Origin of the sequence: Dyadobacter soli (genome assembly GCF_900101885.1) — a bacterium.
Classification (GTDB): Bacteria; Bacteroidota; Bacteroidia; order Cytophagales; family Spirosomataceae; genus Dyadobacter; species Dyadobacter soli.
On sequence record NZ_FNAN01000015.1, the window covers coordinates 220723 to 237333 of the forward strand.

18 protein-coding genes are annotated in these 16611 nt (G+C 50.2%); 4 read left to right on the forward strand and 14 right to left on the reverse strand.

The window, feature by feature from the left end; all coding sequences use genetic code 11:
• Positions 1-67: 67 nt before the first annotated feature.
• Positions 68-2383, forward strand: a complete 2316-nt coding sequence (locus tag BLQ88_RS24560; RefSeq protein WP_090155425.1) for a GH92 family glycosyl hydrolase — start codon at positions 68-70, stop codon at positions 2381-2383.
• A 147-nt stretch (positions 2384-2530) separates the two neighbouring features.
• Positions 2531-3679, forward strand: a complete 1149-nt coding sequence (locus BLQ88_RS24565; protein WP_090155427.1) for an FAD-dependent oxidoreductase — start codon at positions 2531-2533, stop codon at positions 3677-3679.
• Here BLQ88_RS24565 and BLQ88_RS24570 read toward each other — a convergent pair.
• Positions 3676-3858 (reverse strand): hypothetical protein, encoded by a 183-nt coding sequence (locus BLQ88_RS24570; protein ID WP_090155429.1) that lies wholly within the window; start codon positions 3856-3858, stop codon positions 3676-3678. The genes BLQ88_RS24565 and BLQ88_RS24570 overlap by 4 nt on opposite strands.
• Before the next feature lie 117 nt (positions 3859-3975).
• Between BLQ88_RS24570 and BLQ88_RS24575 the strand changes: the two genes are divergently transcribed.
• Positions 3976-4995 carry a threonine aldolase family protein gene (locus tag BLQ88_RS24575; RefSeq protein WP_090155477.1) on the forward strand — a complete coding sequence of 340 codons (1020 nt, stop codon included), beginning with the start codon at positions 3976-3978 and terminating at the stop codon, positions 4993-4995.
• Here the strand turns inward: BLQ88_RS24575 and BLQ88_RS24580 are convergent.
• The 13 genes from BLQ88_RS24580 to BLQ88_RS24640 form a co-directional block, all read right to left on the reverse strand.
• Entirely contained in the window at positions 4992-5393 is a 402-nt protein-coding gene (locus BLQ88_RS24580; protein WP_090155431.1) for a DUF1398 domain-containing protein, read from the reverse strand. The two genes, BLQ88_RS24575 and BLQ88_RS24580, sit on opposite strands and share 4 nt — an antisense overlap.
• A gap of 82 nt (positions 5394-5475) precedes the next feature.
• Positions 5476-5886 (reverse strand): hypothetical protein, encoded by a 411-nt coding sequence (locus tag BLQ88_RS24585; protein ID WP_090155433.1) that lies wholly within the window; start codon positions 5884-5886, stop codon positions 5476-5478.
• A gap of 193 nt (positions 5887-6079) precedes the next feature.
• Positions 6080-7039 (reverse strand): DUF4249 domain-containing protein, encoded by a 960-nt coding sequence (locus BLQ88_RS24590; RefSeq protein WP_090155435.1) that lies wholly within the window; start codon positions 7037-7039, stop codon positions 6080-6082.
• A gap of 8 nt (positions 7040-7047) precedes the next feature.
• Complete coding sequence (locus BLQ88_RS24595) at positions 7048-9468, reverse strand: TonB-dependent receptor (RefSeq protein ID WP_090155437.1); 2421 nt, start codon at positions 9466-9468, stop codon at positions 7048-7050.
• 170 nt (positions 9469-9638) lie between these two features.
• The gene (locus tag BLQ88_RS24600) at positions 9639-10559 is read right to left on the reverse strand and encodes an SMP-30/gluconolactonase/LRE family protein (RefSeq protein WP_090155440.1); all 921 of its coding nucleotides are present in this window, start codon (positions 10557-10559) and stop codon (positions 9639-9641) included.
• An 88-nt stretch (positions 10560-10647) separates the two neighbouring features.
• Positions 10648-11322, reverse strand: a complete 675-nt coding sequence (locus BLQ88_RS24605) for a pyridoxamine 5'-phosphate oxidase family protein (protein ID WP_090155441.1) — start codon at positions 11320-11322, stop codon at positions 10648-10650.
• Between the two features lie 132 nt (positions 11323-11454).
• On the reverse strand, positions 11455-11955 hold the full coding sequence (locus BLQ88_RS24610) for an SRPBCC family protein (RefSeq protein WP_090155443.1): 501 nt from the start codon (positions 11953-11955) through the stop codon (positions 11455-11457).
• The gene (locus tag BLQ88_RS24615; RefSeq protein WP_090155445.1) at positions 11939-12271 is read right to left on the reverse strand and encodes an ArsR/SmtB family transcription factor; all 333 of its coding nucleotides are present in this window, start codon (positions 12269-12271) and stop codon (positions 11939-11941) included. Before BLQ88_RS24615 ends, BLQ88_RS24610 begins: the two co-directional genes overlap by 17 nt.
• A gap of 86 nt (positions 12272-12357) precedes the next feature.
• Entirely contained in the window at positions 12358-13152 is a 795-nt protein-coding gene (locus BLQ88_RS24620) for a penicillin-binding transpeptidase domain-containing protein (protein ID WP_090155447.1), read from the reverse strand.
• Positions 13152-13493, reverse strand: a complete 342-nt coding sequence (locus BLQ88_RS24625; protein WP_090155450.1) for a low molecular weight protein tyrosine phosphatase family protein — start codon at positions 13491-13493, stop codon at positions 13152-13154. Before BLQ88_RS24625 ends, BLQ88_RS24620 begins: the two co-directional genes overlap by 1 nt.
• 2 nt (positions 13494-13495) lie before the next feature.
• Complete coding sequence (locus tag BLQ88_RS24630) at positions 13496-14608, reverse strand: Gfo/Idh/MocA family protein (RefSeq protein WP_090155451.1); 1113 nt, start codon at positions 14606-14608, stop codon at positions 13496-13498.
• A 78-nt stretch (positions 14609-14686) separates the two neighbouring features.
• Positions 14687-15379 (reverse strand): helix-turn-helix domain-containing protein, encoded by a 693-nt coding sequence (locus BLQ88_RS24635; RefSeq protein WP_090155453.1) that lies wholly within the window; start codon positions 15377-15379, stop codon positions 14687-14689.
• A complete protein-coding gene (locus BLQ88_RS24640) occupies positions 15349-15690 on the reverse strand; it encodes a type II toxin-antitoxin system HigB family toxin (RefSeq protein WP_090155455.1) in 342 nt (113 codons plus the stop codon). The genes BLQ88_RS24635 and BLQ88_RS24640 overlap by 31 nt, the downstream gene beginning before the upstream one ends.
• 215 nt (positions 15691-15905) lie before the next feature.
• On the opposite strand from BLQ88_RS24640, the gene BLQ88_RS24645 reads away from it, so the two are divergent.
• A partial coding sequence (locus tag BLQ88_RS24645) for a transposase (protein WP_176885085.1) occupies positions 15906-16611 on the forward strand: 706 nt, incomplete at its 3' end.

Genomic DNA, 16611 nt, shown 5'->3' on the forward strand with positions numbered 1-16611 from the left:
CATTCTATCGACCTAACATACCATTATTTTTTCGATCTTCCGTCCTGATTACCTAACAAGCCTAACCATGCGCGTACCGTTCCTCCCAGTCAGTTTGATATTGCTGTCGACGTTTTTTATTGATAATCAATCCAGTGCCCAAAAAATGCCCGTCGACTATGTGGCTACGATGATCGGCAGCGCACCGTCGGCCACGGAGAGTGCCAAAGCGCACAGCGAGGCGGGTAGCGAGCTGAAAGGGCAGACGATCCCGGCCGTGGGCGTACCGAATGGCATGACGCAATGGACGCCGCAGACGCGCGCCACCGAAACCAAATGCATTGCTCCATTTTATTACAATGATAACAAGTTCCAGGGCTTCCGCGGAACGCATTGGCTGAACGGCTCCTGTGTGCAGGATTACGGCTCGGTGACGGTCATGCCGCTTTCCGGTGAGCTCATTACTAACCCCGAAAAACGGGCCAGCATATTCAGTCACGAGAAAGAACAAAGCACGCCCGAGCATTACAGCGTATGGTTGCAGGATCATCAGATCAATGCGGAAGTAACCGCGCTGGCGCGCACCGCCATGATGCGGTTCCGGTTCGATAGCGGCGAGGAGTCATTCATCATCATCGAGCCCAACAGCGACGAAGGCGAGGGTTTCGTGGAGGTGTTGCGTGAGCGTGGGGAGATTGTGGGTTATAATCCGGTACACCGCATTTACCAGGGTTCCGGTCAGCCGGCGGGCATCAGCGGGTATTTTGTCATCAAATTCGACAAGAAATTTATGCAATCCGGCGTGTGGCTGGGCGATACTATTACGCCGATGGGCCGGATACTTACCGGCAAAGGAAACCGGGAGAAGCTCGGCGCTTATGTCGGTTTCGGGGATGAAAAACAGGTGATCACGGCTCGCATCGGGACTTCGTTCACGAGCATTGAAGGCGCCAGGGCCAATCTGGAAAAGGAATTGGGTACCAAAACATTCGAGGCGGTGCGGAAATCATCGCGCGAAGCCTGGAATGAGGCATTGGGTAAAGTGGAAGTGGCTGGTAGCGAGAATGATAAAGCGCTTTTTTACAGTGCATTATACCGTACGAAGCTTTCGCCCCGACTGTTCTCCGACGTGGACGGCAGCTATCCCTCGTTCGCAGGCGGTACGCCGTTGCAAAAGGCCGACGGCTTCGATTATTATTGCGATTTCAGCATGTGGGACAGCTTCCGCGCGGCAATGCCTCTGGGCATAATACTCGAACCCAAACGGGCGGGTGATATGGTACAGTCACTGGTGAAAAAGGCGGAGCAAGGCGGCTGGATGCCGATTTTTCCCTGCTGGAACCATTACACGGCGGCCATGGTAGGAGACCACGGAATGTCGGTCATTGCCGATGCTTATGCCAAGAATGTGCGGAATTTCGATGTGAACAGCGCCTATAATTTCCTTCGTAAGAATGCATTTGAGGTGAACACCAATGTCAAAAGTTATGAGGCAGGGCAAGGCCGCCGCGCGCAGAAATCCTATTTGCAATACGGCTATATCCCGCTTGAAGACAGCGTTTGGCAGGCATTTCACAAGCGCGAGCAGGTGTCGCGCACGCTCGAATACGCATACGACGATTTTTGCCTCTCGACCTTCGCAGCCAGTCTCGGTAAAACGGAAGATGCCGATCAGCTGCGCTCCCGGGCGCTCAATTACCGGAACGTGATCGACCCATCGACGGGGTATGCGCGCGGAAGGTATGCCGACGGCCGCTGGATCGCCGATTTCGACCCTTTTGCCAAACGTGCGAGCTTCATCACCGAGGGTTCGCCTGCGCAGTATACCTGGTTTGTGCCGCAGGACATTGCCGGGTTACAAAAGATCATGGGCGGAAAGGCCGGCTTCGCGGCCAAGCTCGACACCTTGTTCGAGCAGGGGTATTACTGGCATGGCAATGAGCCCAATCACCAGATTGCCTACCTCTATGCATTCGCGGGTCAGCCATGGAAAACGCAGCAATGGACACGGACGATTATGCGGAGTGAATATGATACCAGCGTGGGCGGATTGAGCGGCAATGAGGACGGCGGGCAGATGTCGGCCTGGCTGGCATTTAGTATGATGGGTTTTTACCCGGTAGCGCCCGGAACTGATCAATATGTACTCGGAAGTCCTGTTTTTGAGGAAGTTTCCATTGAAACCGGCAAGAACCGCAAGTTTACCGTGAAGGCGAAGGGCGTTTCCGACAATGCACGTTACATTCAGTCGGCGACGCTGAATGGCAAGCCTTTTACCCGGACGTACGTCACGCATGGCGAGCTCCTCAAAGGCGGTACATTGGTGCTGCAAATGGGGGATAAGCCAAACAAACAGTGGGGTGCGCAGGATACCGATATGCCATTTTCGCTTTCTAAACACTGATCCCGTTGTATCAGTGTTGCTGATTGGTAGAAATTGTATTTCAGGAAAGAATATTTTGATATTTTTTAAAACTACAATATAAGATTTGCATTCATAGCGGTTGGTATTTAAATTCCACAATTCCCATTACTATTCACTCCCAACCCGATGAACCGCAGAAATTTCTTTGAAAAAGCCATTCCGGCCAGCTTTGCATTAAGCGCCGTGGCGTCGTCCTGTGCGCCGAAAGCCGATTTGAGGTATCCCGACAAGCATTTCCACATCAGCCGGGGCTACCACCACATTCCCAAACTACGCCTGTCGATGGACCGCATCGTGAAGGAGACAGTCGGTTTGCGGCCGTTCCGCGCCTCGGGGCCACGGCTGGATGTGGAGCAATTGGGAAACAAAACGATCGTCCATAATTACGGCCATGGCGGAAGCGGCTGGTCGCTGTCGTGGGGCACAGGAAACATCGCCCGAAAGAACGTGCTGGCTACCGGCGAGAAGAAAATTGCGGTGTTGGGTTGCGGTACCGTCGGCATCGCCACATCGAGGCTGTTGCAGGAAAGCGGTTGCGAGGTGACCATTTACACGAAGGATGTTCCGCCGAATGTGACGAGCAACCTCGCTACCGGTACCTGGTCGCCGGCATCGCGGGTGTGTGACAAAAAGATTGCCAAGCCGGAATTTCAGACGATATGGGAAGATGCGACGCGCTTTTCGTTCCGCCGGTTCCAGTTTCTGCTCGGTATGAACGACATTGCTACCTGGGCGGAGGAATACAGCGTTTTCAGGCAAGAGCCGGTGTATGTTCCGGGTGCCGGCGGCGAAGATTTTGAAATAGAAGGCCTCTTACCCGAGCGTGTGCGGCTGGAAAAGAAGGAGCATCCGTTCAAAGCCGACTATGTGACGCGCCGGACCAATATCATGTTTAATATCCCTACTTACCTGCGGCACCAGTTGCAGGATTTCACGATGTTCGGCGGGAAGGTGAAAATTCACGAGATCAAAAAGCTGGAAGACATCGATGCATTGCCCGAAAAGGTGATTGTGAACTGCATGGGGCTCGGTGCGAAACCGGTTTTCAACGACGAAGAGCTGACGCCGGTTTCCGGGCAGCTTTCCTGCCTGATCCCCCAGGGCGATGTGAATTACAAACTATACACGCAGGGTGCCAACTTCATTGCCCGCAAAGACGGCATTTACATCGGCAGCAACGGCATTGTGGGCAATTGGGACACGACGCCGAGTAAGGAGCAAACGGAGAAGACCGTCGGGATACTGATGAAGCTGATGGAAGAAATGCGGGGTTAGTCCTCTTTGAGCAGGTAACGCCGGCGTATCTCGTTGATCAGGAATTTTTTATGGGCTGTGAAACTTTCGGGATGCATGGTTTCAAACAGGCCGCTCCATTCCTGATAGCGCAAAACGTCGCCCTTTTTGAATGACCCCGCGTCTATTTTTTTTGATTTCAGATAATCCTCGAATTCCATACTGCGTGATTTTGCCTGCAATATACCAGTTTAAAGTAAGCAATGCCTGCCCTGAAATCAGCTTTAAGCATTAATTTGGCAGGAAATTGCAATGGATACCCGATGAATGTTTTTGAAATGAAAATAGACCTCCGCAGCGATACCATTACCAGGCCTACGCGGGAAATGCAGGAAGCCATGTGGAGCGCGGAAGTAGGCGACGATGTTTTTGGCGACGATCCCACCGTGAATGCGTTGCAGCAAAAGGCCGCCGACCTGTTCGGAATGGAGGATGCGCTTTTTTGCGCTTCCGGTACCATGACCAACCAACTCGCCATCCGCGCGCATACCCGCCCGGGCAGCGACGTGATCTGCGACAAGCATTCACACATTTACCTGTACGAAGGCGGGGGCATTATGCTCAACTCCTTTTCATCCGTGAAGCTCCTCGACGGCGACCGCGGGAGGCTCACGGCGCAGCAGGTAAGCGAGGCGATCAGCCCTGAGAATGACGTGCATTCAACAGTTACAAGGCTTGTTTCGCTCGAAAATACGATGAACAAGGGCGGTGGCTGCTACTACGATTTCAGGGAAATCGGAGCGATCCGCGATGTTTGCCGGGAGCGGGGTATCCCGTTGCATCTGGACGGCGCCAGGCTTTTCAATGCATTGGTGGAAACCGGCGAAACGCCCGCGCAATACGGACAGGTGTTCGATAGCATCAGTATTTGTCTTTCCAAAGGCCTGGGTTGTCCGGTCGGATCGTTACTGCTCGGTACCCGCGACGTGATCCGTGAGGCACGCCGTTTCCGTAAGGTAATGGGCGGTGGCTGGCGGCAGGCAGGGTTCCTGGCCGCGGCGGGCATTTACGCATTGGATAACCACGTCGACCGGCTGAGAGACGATCACAGCCGTGCGCGGACAATAGGGGAGCTTTTTGCAGACAGGCAGGAAGTGTCGGAAGTATTTCCGGTGGATACCAATATTGTCATTATCAAACTGAACGACGGTATTTCTGAAAAGGAATATGTAAGCCGCCTTGCCGAAGCAGGCATTCTGGCCGTAACGTTCGGCAAGGGGCTGGTAAGGTTTGTGACGCACCTAGATTTTACAGACGATCTGCTGGAAACCATGCGCGACAGGCTCCGGACATTCTAAACTTCGGGGATCACTTCCTCGTATTCGTACTCGGAGTTGGGGCCCTGGTAAATCACTTTCATGCCCGTGAGGTCGGCTACGTACGTATGTATGCCCGCGGCGCCGATCTCGCGCAGGAAAGTCGGGTAATCGGTCAGGCCTTCCTGCGTGCGCTTGATGGCGGCCTTCACTTCTTCCAGTTCAAATGCCTCCGCGCATTCAAATTCCGGCAAATCGCCGGGTATGATGAGCTTTTCGCCATTAACGGACGTATAAGTACGTTTGCGGTTTTTTACCTTCACTTCATAATTGTCGACCCCGATGGCTTTCAGGTTCTTCACAAGTTGCGGGTACGACTGGCCGGCAGACCGTTGCTCGGCTGATTCAATGATTTCTTCGGTCAGTTCGATCATTTCCATATTCAATTCGCTTTAATTGAAAAAATGTTGCTTCACCCGGGGCCAAAGCAACATTCATCGTAGGTTAATTATATCCGGCCGGTTAATGCGCCATATCGTCGTCTTCCGGGTGGACGATCAACGAGCTGCGCGTATCCAGCTTCTTGATCATTTCATTAGACATTGCATCGGCATATACGCCATAGCTGCTTACCAGCGTCCCTTTCAGCCCGTCCTTCGATTCGATCGCATACAATATAGACATATCCGAGGGATCGGTCATCCCTTCGAAGCGGTACACCTGTACAATATCGAAATCTTCGGGAGACAATGTCAGGCAAATGCCGTCGTCTTTATGTATTTCCAGGGCATGGGCGGTGAGGTTAAAATCGTAAGTATAGCCTTGCTCCTGTAAATCTTCGAGCGTTTCGATGAGCGTATCGGGCTCGCTCATGTTTTTGTTGGAAGGATGCGGTTTCTTAACCTTATCCTGGTCTGTTCCTTGCAAGTCCATAGCATTTATATTTAAGATTGATGATCTGATTGATAGAACGTCTGATAGCGATTTGATCATCATCCGGGAAAAAAGTATGCCTTACTGAACTGCTGTTTTCCATTGCGAAATGGCAATCCGGCGATGTACATTTTGAGGTACTTTGACCTCAATTTGCCAGATTTTGTAGAACCGGAATAGGAAATAAACCGGATTATTTGGGACGATAGATGACTTGCCCGGCATTGTATGCCCCAAAGCAGCCCAGGCCGCCTTCAATGTTGGTGTAGATCAGCGACGGTTCTACAAACGGATTGTCAGAGTCGCCCCGCGTTTGTATGGAGCGATGGTATTTGAAATAATGCTCGTCGGTATTGTACACTTCCATGGTGACGGAAATGATTTTGCTTTTGGGAAAGGAAAGATAAACCGTGCCGTCGCTACCGGTGTAACTAAGCGGGTTGGGCAGCTTCACGCGGCCGATGGGGGAATTGAAATCGGCGCCGTCGAGGTTTACGTCGTTGCGGAAATCGTTCCTGCCGATCGTGTCGTCCCAGTTGAAATTGAACCGGTTGCGTACCCTTTTTTCGATGATTTGGCCCTGATTGGAACTGACGCCCTCCGGCACGCTATATTCCAGGTCGAGCGACGCGCGTACCCGATAGTAATTGGGCTGCCCGGCAATGTCGTTCCAGGCGTACTTGACGGTTAATGTAGTATCGAGGGTAGCAATATCGCCTGCAACGGAGGTATCGATTTCATAGGTTTTCGGGACCGCCGCGTTCTCCGGTACCGTGCAGGTTGCCTTTACCGACCGCACCCCGTTGGTTACCGAAAGGAAATAGGTTTTGCCCGGTAAAATGGTCAGCGCGCCTTTATCGACCGAGTAAAGCTGGTTGGTCGTATCGAATGGAATCACCGCTTCACGGGTGCCATCGGATAGCTTGACAACCGCATTCGGAATGACCCCGCCTTTCAGATCCGGCTCGGCAAACAGCGGAATGGATTCCGTGACGATCACATTAATGCGCGCGGCCTGTGGTGAAATGAAGCATTGCACTACCAGCTTCGATTCCACCTGTGGAAGATCGGCCCTGTCTACATCCGTCACCAGCGATTCGCATGCCGCGAGGAAAAATGTCAGGAAAAAGAAAATGATATATCTGGGGAACATGGCCGCTTCTAGAATTTAAAGTTATAGCTGAAATAAGGCAGTATCGGAAACAGCGAATAGCGTTTCAGCGTGTACTTCGGAACGGGTGTGGCGGGGTTTACATTCGGAAGAATGATAATTTCCTCGTCGATATTGTAGAAGAACGGGTTCCGGCGGTTGTAGACATTGTAAACACCGAATTCCCACGTGCGTTCGTGCCGTTTTTTCTTTTTGTGGAACTGAATGGCGATGTCCATCCGGTGAAACGGTTCGGCGCGGAAGCTGTTTTTCTGGCCATATTCGCTCACCCTCGGCCCGAACCAGCTAATGGCAGGCTTGCCTTCCGGGGTAATGCGCGTTACGAAATTATCCGTCGCCGCCCGGTAGCTCGATATAGGGAGCGTTAATGCATTGCCGGTGCCGTAGACCCAGGTTGCCGATAATGTAATTCTTTTGCTTAATTCAAATATCCCTACTACCGAAAGGTCGTGGCGACGATCGTAGCGGGGGAAGAACGTTTTACCAAAATTTAGCTCCGGAAACTTCCAATAGGTCCACGACAATGTGTAACCGATCCATCCGGAGAATCTGCCGGTTTTTCTTTGGATCAGGAACTCGCCCCCGTACGACCAGCCTTTTCCGGCGGTCACATTATCTTCCCAGCTGAGCTCGTTGGCATTCTCTCCGTTGATACTCAGGAACGACGAGCCTTCCTTGTAGTTCAGGATGTTATCCATCCTTTTGTAATAACCTTCCAGCGTAACCGTGAGCGCAGGCCGTTCAAAATCTTTGGCAAAGCCCGCCGCTACCTGTTGCGACTGCTGCGGCGCAACCTTTGCGGTGGTAGGCACCCAAAGGTCGGTAGGGAGGCCGAGGCCGGTGTTGGAAAGCAAATGCACATATTGGTTCATGCGTGCATACGAGGCTTTGAAAGAAAGGTTTTCGGCGAGGCGCAATGCTGCTGAAATGCGTGGTTCTGGGCGAACGTAAGTTTTAACGTCGGTTTGAAATGTACTGAGCCTCAATCCCGCATTTATCTTCAAGGCATCGAATGCCTGCCAGGTATCTTCAATGTACAGCCCGGTTTCGAGCGAATAGACCGGTTTTACCGCCCGTTCAATCGGATTATCGATAAATGAGCCCGCGATGGCGAGCGCCGAGGGGACGAACTTGTGAAAAGTGGCCTGCCCGCCGAATTTAATAGCATGTTTGGAGGAGGGGTAAAAGTCAAAATCTGTTTTCACGCCCAGGTCACGGATGCGTGAATCGTATTCAAGACTGAACTCGTCGTCCACCGAACCGTCGTTATTCAATTCTTTGGAATAACTTGAAACCCCGAATTTGAAGTTGCTGAATATAAAGGAAGTGTTGACGAACAGTTTCTGATTAAGCACATGGTTCCAGCGTACCGTGGCCGTTGCATTACCCCAGGCCAGGCCGGCGCGGGTTTCGGAAGTGCTGCTTTCTTCGTCGGCATGGAACTTGTCGCGACCGAAATAGCCGCTGATGTACAGCTTGTCCTTTTTGCCGAGGTCATAGTTCATCTTGGCATTCAGATCATAAAAATAGTAACCAGGTTTTACCTGACTATCTGCACCCCGCTGCTCACTGGCGATCAATGGCTTCGCCAGAAAATCGATGTAAGTACGCCGCCCGGAAATCAGGAAAGAGGATTTGCCTTTTTTAATCGGCCCTTCGAGGGTTAACCGTGACGAAATGAGGCCTATCCCGCCTTCGCCATGCAGTTTTTCCTTGCTGCCTTCTTTCATATTCATTTCCAATACCGACGACAGCCTGCCGCCGTACCGTGCCGGAAAGCCGCCTTTGGTCAGTTCCACACTCCGGAGCGCATCCGAATTGAAGATCGAGAAGAAGCCGAACAAGTGATTGGCATTGTAAACGACGGCGTCGTCGAGGATGATGAGGTTCTGGTCGGGGCCGCCGCCGCGCACGTACAAGCCCGTCTGCCCTTCGGTACCTTTCTGCACGCCGGGCATGAGTTGCAGGACGCGCAAAACGTCTTTCTCGCCGAAGAATGCCGGTATTTTCTTCAATTGCTGGATCGGGATTTCGACTTTGCTCATCTGCACAGTCCGGCTCACATAATCTTCCTGCTTGCGCGCGGACACGACCACTTCATCGAGTTGTGTGATGGTAGGGAGAAAAATATTGAGTTCGGTATCGGCCCGGAGCGCCACTCGTTTCTGTTGTTTTTCGTAGCCTACAAAAGAAAAGGAAACCGTCGCGGAATCTGAGGCGGGCAATGTAAGGGAGTAAAACCCATAAGTATTCGTGACCGCGCCGTAAGGTGTGTTATCGATATACACATTCACCCCCGGTAGCTGCTCCTGGCTTCCTTTTTCCCGCACGAAACCACTGATGGTAACGCGGCTCTGGGCAAGAGAAATAATGTGGAAAAGAAAAAGAAATGCGGTAAAAGTCAGACGCATAGAAGAAATCGCGGGTTAGTTGTCAGTAACGAGTTGGCTGAGAATCTAGTATGGAGCAATTGTATTTGACCATGACGATATATCTACCAAAACCGTTGCACTGGATACAAAAAGAATGGCGGAATTCCCCTGGCCCAGGAAAATTCCGCCATTGCAATAGGCCTGCCCGGCTACTTTACGCCTTTAACCTTCATTTTTAATCCGTAAACGGCTGTTTCTGCGGTGATAAACAGCATGTCGCGGTTTTTGCCGCCAAAGCATATATTGGCTGTCCATCCTTTATGAACCGGGAAATGCGCGATTTGTGTGCCCGTTTTGTCGAATACCGTTACGCCGTTGCCGGTAATGTAAAGGTTACCCTCCTCGTCGAGGATCATCCCGTCAGAGCCTTTGGAAACGAATAGCTGCCTGTTGGCAAGTGTACCGTCCTTTTGAATATCGTATACGTACGTTTTGTTGTCGCCAATATCGGCCACGTACAGCTTTTTGCCGTCTGCGGTACCGATAATGCCGTTGGGTTTCTGCAATTTTTCATCCACCCGAATCAATTTTTTGCCATCCGGGCTGCGGTAGTAAACATGCTGGCCATCCTGCTGCATAGCCGGGTCACGTTTCCAGTAATCGCGTGCGTAGAGTGGATCTGTGAGGTAAATGCCCCCTTTCGAATCTATCCAGAGGTCGTTGGGGCCGTTGAGTAGCTTGCCTTCGTAATCTTTTACAAGTACTGTCGGGTTGCCTTTTTTATCAAACGACCAAACCTGGTTCTCTTCATCGGAGCATGCTACCAGGTTCCCTTTCTTATCGAAATACATGCCATTAGCGCGGCCTGCCTTGTCGGAGAATGTGCTGAATGTGCCCGTTTCGGCATCCCAGCGGATAATTTTATTGTTGGGCTGGTCGGTAAAGAACACATTTCCGTCTTTATCGGGCACAGGCCCTTCGGTGAATTTATATCCATCACCCAGCTTCTCGACCTGCGCCCCGGGCGCAACGATTGATTTCGAATCCATGATTTGTGCAGATAGTAAAACAGGAGTAAACAGCGCGGCAATGCCCGCCAGCACCGGAATAATGATTTTGGATTTTTGCATAGTAAAATCTGACCCGGTGTTGGTTTGTACCGGGTTTATGTATTAAAGTCGGGATAGGGGGTGGGTTACTGTTTGGGGATGGTGGGAACTAATGCTCTTCGCGCGGTTCCATTACCGCCGGGAAATCCGGAAAAAAGGCATCGATTGCCATTGCCGGTACCGTATGTTGTTTGCCAAACCACCGTTCGATACGAATTTTAGCCACGTGAATAGGTTTGCTTTGAGCAGAAGTGAAAGCTTCATATGTGTTTTCAGGAATGTGCGCAAAATAGCGGTCGAAAAAGTCGCTCATCGCCCGCATTCTCTCCTGTTCGTCTTCAATAATCCTGATCGTCCCGTAGATGATTACGCTTTGATATTCACAGCCAAAGTCAACAGCTTTGGCCGCCGTGTAGAGTCTTCCGTATTTGTAAACTGAAATACTTGCCTTCCTTCCGTTCGTGATCTCTCCGCCTGCATGTCCGTGCTTGGAGAAATGGAAGATGATATCATTATTCGCCTCGTCGAAATGGTAAAATGCCACGTGGATCAATGGATAACCCTCTTTTTCTATGGCAATCGAACAGGAAACCGCGTTACTAAGTATTTCATGCAAGAAAGAAGTGTCTGTTTCCTGCCGGTCTTTTCTTCGGACGGTTTTTGAGTATTCATCCAAAAATGCTTTCGCATTCCTTTCGAACTCCGTTCTTGAGGCGCTGCCAGGCTCACCGTAACGCTCCGTAAAATGTTCTTCGACTGATGTGATGTCTTTATTTTTTGGCATGGCTATCCGCTATCAAAGTTTTGTAGCATGCTATTTACCGCAAAATCAGAAAAAAGGCAACCGATTAAGTACCAGTTGCCTTTTTGGGAAAGTTAGTGGCAAGCGCGACTTAGTTTACGCCTGGCCTTCGAACTAAACCGCTACCTTTTCCAGCAACCCATCCAGCCGCGCATAAGAATCTACCACACCGTGTTCCATACCCGATTGCACCATACCATCGCGGTCCGCAACGGATTGGAAAACGGATTGAACCGTGAGGCGCGTCCGGCCGCCCGGGAGGTCTTCGAAGCGGGAAGTTTCCAAGACGACATGGCCTTTTTCGGGCAAGCCTTCAAATTCAAATGTCTGGATGATCCGCTCCGGTGCCGTGTGCTCGTGGCATACACCGTGGAATGCAAATTCCATGGGGTTGCCGGGAATGGTATTGATGAAGCGGTAGGAGCCGCCTGGGTATGGCTGGAATTTTTCGTAACGTACTTCCATATCGCACGGCCCGGCTGCCCATTGTGTGAGCAAGTCTTCCTCGCTGAATGCGCGGAAAACGATTTCGCGCGGCGCTTCGAATTCGCGGATCACGAAAAGCTCCTGCTTGCCTGGTTCTGCAATGATTTTGGTTTCATTTCTCGCTGCCATTTTGTTCGTTTTTTAAAGTGTTGATAATGTCGTCCAGTTTCTCAAACCGGCCTTCCCACATTTTGCGGAACGGATCGATCCAGTCGGCCACTTCCGCCAGCTTTTTCGGCTGCACCGTGTAATAGCGTTCACGTCCTTGCGGATTAATGCCCAGCAGGCCGCATTCGAGCAGAATCTGGATATGCTTCGAAATGGCCTGGCGGCTCACGCCGAAAGATTCGGCTACCCCATTGGGCGTCATTGGTTTTTTAGCGATCAGGCCGATAATGTCGCGCCGGGTCGGGTCGGCAATGGCCTGAAAAACATCTCTTCTCATTTTACTCTGATTAATTGCGCAATCGATCGGTTGCAAATATATGTGCAATCAATCGATTGCACAATGATTGCTTTAAAATTTTTTGATTAGAGTGCGCCGAGCTCCTTCAAAACTGCCTTGGTGATGGTTTTTCGGCAATTTCCGAAGTCAGGATTAGGTGTAGCACGCGGTTTGGAGACCCTCGTTGCGAAGAACCAGACATTATCTTTTCGCTCCACATAACCGACCCACCAGCCGATATCTGTCCCTTCCACGCGTGTCCAACCTGTTTTGGAACGAAGTTTGTGGTCCGCCGTGTCTTCGGTGAGCATTACACGTTTGAGAATTTCGACATTGCGTTTCGAGAAAGGGGTTTTGCCTTCATAAACTTTCACAAGAAACTCCACCTGGTTCCGCGGCGACACACCAAATGGCCCGAAATTCCAGAAATCATCGCCTTTTTCGGTCAGGTTACCATTCCCATATCCCGCTTTTTTCAGGTAGTAAGCGTATTTGTCGCGGCCTACTTTCTTGGCCAGCTCGATAAACGCCCAGCCAGCCGACACCTCGAATGCCTCTTTCACGGAAATGTCCTTATAAATCTCCGGGCGGTAGCCATAAAGTGTCGTGTCCGTTTTTCCGGGCCATTTAACGATCGCATTTTCGTCTGCTATTGTGCCCGTTTCGAGCGCTATGAGCAGGTTGATGACCTTGAAAGTCGAAGCGGGTTGCGTCAGCTTTCGTGAATCATTTCCGTCAGTGATTGTCCATTGCTTCTTTTTGTAGTCATAAACTGTCGTGCTCCCTTCTAAGTGGCAGTCTTTGAAAAGTTGCTGAAAATTGGACTGGGCGAAGGATTGAAAGGTGAGTAATGTCAAAAAAAATGCAAAGAGGCGTTTCATCAGGCGTTGAAATGGATTTCCAGTAAAGTGTTGATTTTAGCAGTAAGAATCTCGATCAGTTCTTCATCCATGAATTCGTATTCGTCAGGAATATCCAGCACCTCAATGGCAGGCAAGTCAAGATGGCTGTACAGCTTCCGAATCTTGGATCTATGATCATTTTCCATCACGAGCGTGACGTCTGCCCAATTGAGATCACCCTCGGAAATCTTTCGATTGCTCTGAGGACTCAATCCTGCCGAACGGATATTAAAGCGATGGTCGTTCTTGAATATGTATTCAGCCGTGCGGCTTCTGCGCTTGTTTTTGCCGCAGATGACAAGAAGGTTGGGTCGATGCATTACTATTTTTTCGCCAGCATAATCTTAGCCCCACCTTTACGGATCGATTCATAAACCGCATCTACGACAATCATATCCTTCAAACCTTCTTCGCCGGTTACATTGGGATCAGGTTTGTTGTTGAGGATGATGTCGGCGATACCGTCCATTTGAAGTGTCTGGTGCGTGACCACGGGCTGGTTCATCGGGCCAAGATGTGAGCGACCTTTGATAGGGCCGTAACCGAATGCAGGGCTCAGTTCGACGAAACCTTTTTCCCCAACAACATAAAGCCGCTCGTAGTTATTAAATGCATAAGTAGTGCCGCAACTCGCCACAATGCCGCTCGGGAAGCCCAGCTGGAACATCACGGTTTCATCGACTTCCTTAAATTTCACCGGATCGGTTTTGGTTTCCTGCGCCGTAACCCAGATCGGCTCTTCGCCGGTTGCGTACCGGGCGCCATTGAGGGCGTAAATGCCCACGTCCATCATCGCGCCGCCTCCGGCCAATGCTTTTTTTAGGCGCCATTGGTTCGGGTCGCCGGATTTGAAACCCATATAATTGTTCACATGCATGATCTTGCCCAGCTCTCCCGCCTCGCGCATACGTATGAGCTCGCGCGTGTGAGGCTCGAAATGCATCCGGTAGCCGATGTAGAATTTCACACCTGCCTTTTTACATGCCGCGATCATCTCGCGTGTTTGCCGCGCATTATCGGCAACAGGTTTTTCGCAGATCACGTGCTTGCCTGCCGCTGCGATTTGCAGGACGTGCTTGTGGTGCAGGGAGTTAGGTGTGGTAACGTAGACAATGTCGATATCCGGATTGTCCTTGATCTTGCTGACTGTCTCGTAGTTATAGGTGTTTTTCTCCGGGATGTTATATTTCTGTTTCCAGGTTTCGAGCTTCGAAGGCGTCCCCGAAACCGCCCCGACGAGCGTTGCCATTTTGCAATCCTTCATCGCATCAGCCACGCGACCAGCGTAGCCGCCCAGCCCCATTAATGCCACGCGTAGTTGCTTATCGGCTTTCGGGCCGGTGTACAGCTCGCGTGCAGACGCAGGAAGGTCGGTCAACGCCGTTGCGCTAATGCCCAGGGATAGTTTTTGAAGGAAATCTCGACGGGTATCCATATTGATGAGTGATTTTCAGTTGAATATTCAAAAGGCAAAAAGTGGCCTATGGCGTTGATCTCCTTGAAAATTTGTAACTCATTTATTTGAAAGTGTTAATTCGTCGGAAACCTGTTCGTCTGGCTCGCTTTGCTCTTCCAAATCGTCATCATCCCAGCCCTCGGACAGGAAGCCCTTCGCCACCGGACGATTAGCTAGCGTCTCGCGTAGTAATCTGGCTTTTGGATTTGAGGACGAGATTTTGTCTATCGCGCTTTCCAGCCGGCTTAATGTATCCTGTGAAGGAATTGTGATGATGAGGTCTACGAGCGGGATTTCGAATAATAAATGGATCAATTTCAGGTCATTGGACGAAAATGGCCTGATTCCGTTCAGCAATTCGGAGGTGTAGGATTTGCTGTGGTTTAATAGAAGAGCGAGGTCTTTTTGTTTTAGAGAAAGTGCTTGAAGTTTTTCGAGAATCAGTTTGCGTCGGTCTCTAATGAAAACGTATTCTCGTTCAGCGTGGATTTCTGCGGCCTCGTGTTCTTCCATTTGCGCATCGGTGACGAGGCTCTCATGTGCCCAACATCTCGCCTCAAATTCTACGATAAGGTCACCTATCGCTTTTCTGGTTGGACGGAGATTTGCCTGAACTTCTTCTTGCAGCATTAGATGCCGGTCTGCGAGTAGAATGCGCTCATGGTCGAGCTCGGTTTCGATCCTTCCGGCATCCAATATCTTCCTAATGTTCGGTTCACCTAATTCAGCAAGTCTTTTGTTCTGAGCCATTTTTCGATTGTTTTTGTATTGTTCTTAAATGTCTTTATGTATTCCTGATGCGTCCCGGTCCATACAATTTTTGCTTGTTTTTCATCGAATTGTATTAGAACCAAAGTTCTGTGGATGTGCAGGTCAAAAAAATAAAATCCCTGGCTATGAACCCTATCCGCATCTCTTCGGATTGCGATAAGTTCGTTGATACTCGTTATGGAGCCATCTTCAAGGTCTTCGATAAGTTGGTCAACAGCCTGTGTCAAACGTTTATTTCCTAGATTTTTTCTCTTCAGCTCTATTAGCTTCGTTTTGTTATAAATAACCATCGCTCGCCAGTACAATTTAATAAAAGTTCTACTAAAAAGTGAACTTTCGGTTTTGGACTTTCTTTTGATACGCCGGTTTTGAAAAAGGTAACAGGAAAATTACTTTTTGGCACAACAAAAAGAGGGTGTCTCAAAAAGGACATCCTCTTTTCATTTTCAAAGCTTTGCCGATTTCCTGCGATTGATTATCTTTAGATATTAGCAATCCAGGATAGATGGCCCGACGACACCCTACCTTCAAGCCTTATAATCAGCAGCAATTAATGCTGCTTCCTCCAAGGTTAGACGAGTTAATCCCAAAAGACCATGCTTGCCGGGTGGTCAACGATGTGATCAATAGCATCAGCCTGGAACCCCTTCATGCAGCCTATCACACGATCGGATCATCGAGCTATCATCCGCAGATGCTTCTAAAAGTGCTTGTTTACGGTTATGTAAGTAATATTTATTCGAGTAGAAAGCTGGAAGCAGCCTGCAAGGAGAGCATTTATTTCATCGGGGCCGCCCGGCGGTTTTTGAGCTCGATGAGCTACCCCGACCATAATACGATTAACCGGTTCAGGGGTGTGCGATTGAAGGATGCATTGCGGAAAATTTTTGAAGAAGTGGTGCTATTACTTGCCCAGGAAGGTCTGTTGAGCATTGAAGAGGTCTATACCGATGGGACTAAAATCGAAGCGAATGCCAATAAATATACTTTTGTCTGGCGGAACGCGATTGCTACTAATAAGGAAAAGATCAAGAAACAGTTAGCCCATATCTGGGAATATGCCCAGAGCGTGGCCACGGCCGAAGATAGCCTTCCCGACCCGCCCGACTTCACTACGATCAGCAAGGAAAAGGTCCAGGACACAGTTGATAAGCTTAATCAGGTGTTGGGCAAAAAGGAGAATATTGACAAGAAGATGAAGGCTAAACTGG

Coding starts and splice junctions, on each gene's coding strand:
- BLQ88_RS24625 (WP_090155450.1), bottom strand. CDS start 13,493: ATGCATCGACCCAACCTTCTTGTCATCTGCGGCAAAAACAAGCGCAGA.
- BLQ88_RS24615 (WP_090155445.1), bottom strand. CDS start 12,271: ATGAGAAGAGATGTTTTTCAGGCCATTGCCGACCCGACCCGGCGCGAC.
- BLQ88_RS24590 (WP_090155435.1), bottom strand. CDS start 7,039: ATGTTCCCCAGATATATCATTTTCTTTTTCCTGACATTTTTCCTCGCG.
- BLQ88_RS24605 (WP_090155441.1), bottom strand. CDS start 11,322: ATGCCAAAAAATAAAGACATCACATCAGTCGAAGAACATTTTACGGAG.
- BLQ88_RS24565 (WP_090155427.1), top strand. CDS start 2,531: ATGAACCGCAGAAATTTCTTTGAAAAAGCCATTCCGGCCAGCTTTGCA.
- BLQ88_RS24560 (WP_090155425.1), top strand. CDS start 68: ATGCGCGTACCGTTCCTCCCAGTCAGTTTGATATTGCTGTCGACGTTT.
- BLQ88_RS24575 (WP_090155477.1), top strand. CDS start 3,976: ATGAAAATAGACCTCCGCAGCGATACCATTACCAGGCCTACGCGGGAA.
- BLQ88_RS24635 (WP_090155453.1), bottom strand. CDS start 15,379: ATGGCTCAGAACAAAAGACTTGCTGAATTAGGTGAACCGAACATTAGG.
- BLQ88_RS24570 (WP_090155429.1), bottom strand. CDS start 3,858: ATGGAATTCGAGGATTATCTGAAATCAAAAAAAATAGACGCGGGGTCA.
- BLQ88_RS24620 (WP_090155447.1), bottom strand. CDS start 13,152: ATGAAACGCCTCTTTGCATTTTTTTTGACATTACTCACCTTTCAATCC.
- BLQ88_RS24610 (WP_090155443.1), bottom strand. CDS start 11,955: ATGGCAGCGAGAAATGAAACCAAAATCATTGCAGAACCAGGCAAGCAG.
- BLQ88_RS24580 (WP_090155431.1), bottom strand. CDS start 5,393: ATGGAAATGATCGAACTGACCGAAGAAATCATTGAATCAGCCGAGCAA.
- BLQ88_RS24600 (WP_090155440.1), bottom strand. CDS start 10,559: ATGCAAAAATCCAAAATCATTATTCCGGTGCTGGCGGGCATTGCCGCG.
- BLQ88_RS24640 (WP_090155455.1), bottom strand. CDS start 15,690: ATGGTTATTTATAACAAAACGAAGCTAATAGAGCTGAAGAGAAAAAAT.
- BLQ88_RS24585 (WP_090155433.1), bottom strand. CDS start 5,886: ATGGACTTGCAAGGAACAGACCAGGATAAGGTTAAGAAACCGCATCCT.
- BLQ88_RS24595 (WP_090155437.1), bottom strand. CDS start 9,468: ATGCGTCTGACTTTTACCGCATTTCTTTTTCTTTTCCACATTATTTCT.
- BLQ88_RS24630 (WP_090155451.1), bottom strand. CDS start 14,608: ATGGATACCCGTCGAGATTTCCTTCAAAAACTATCCCTGGGCATTAGC.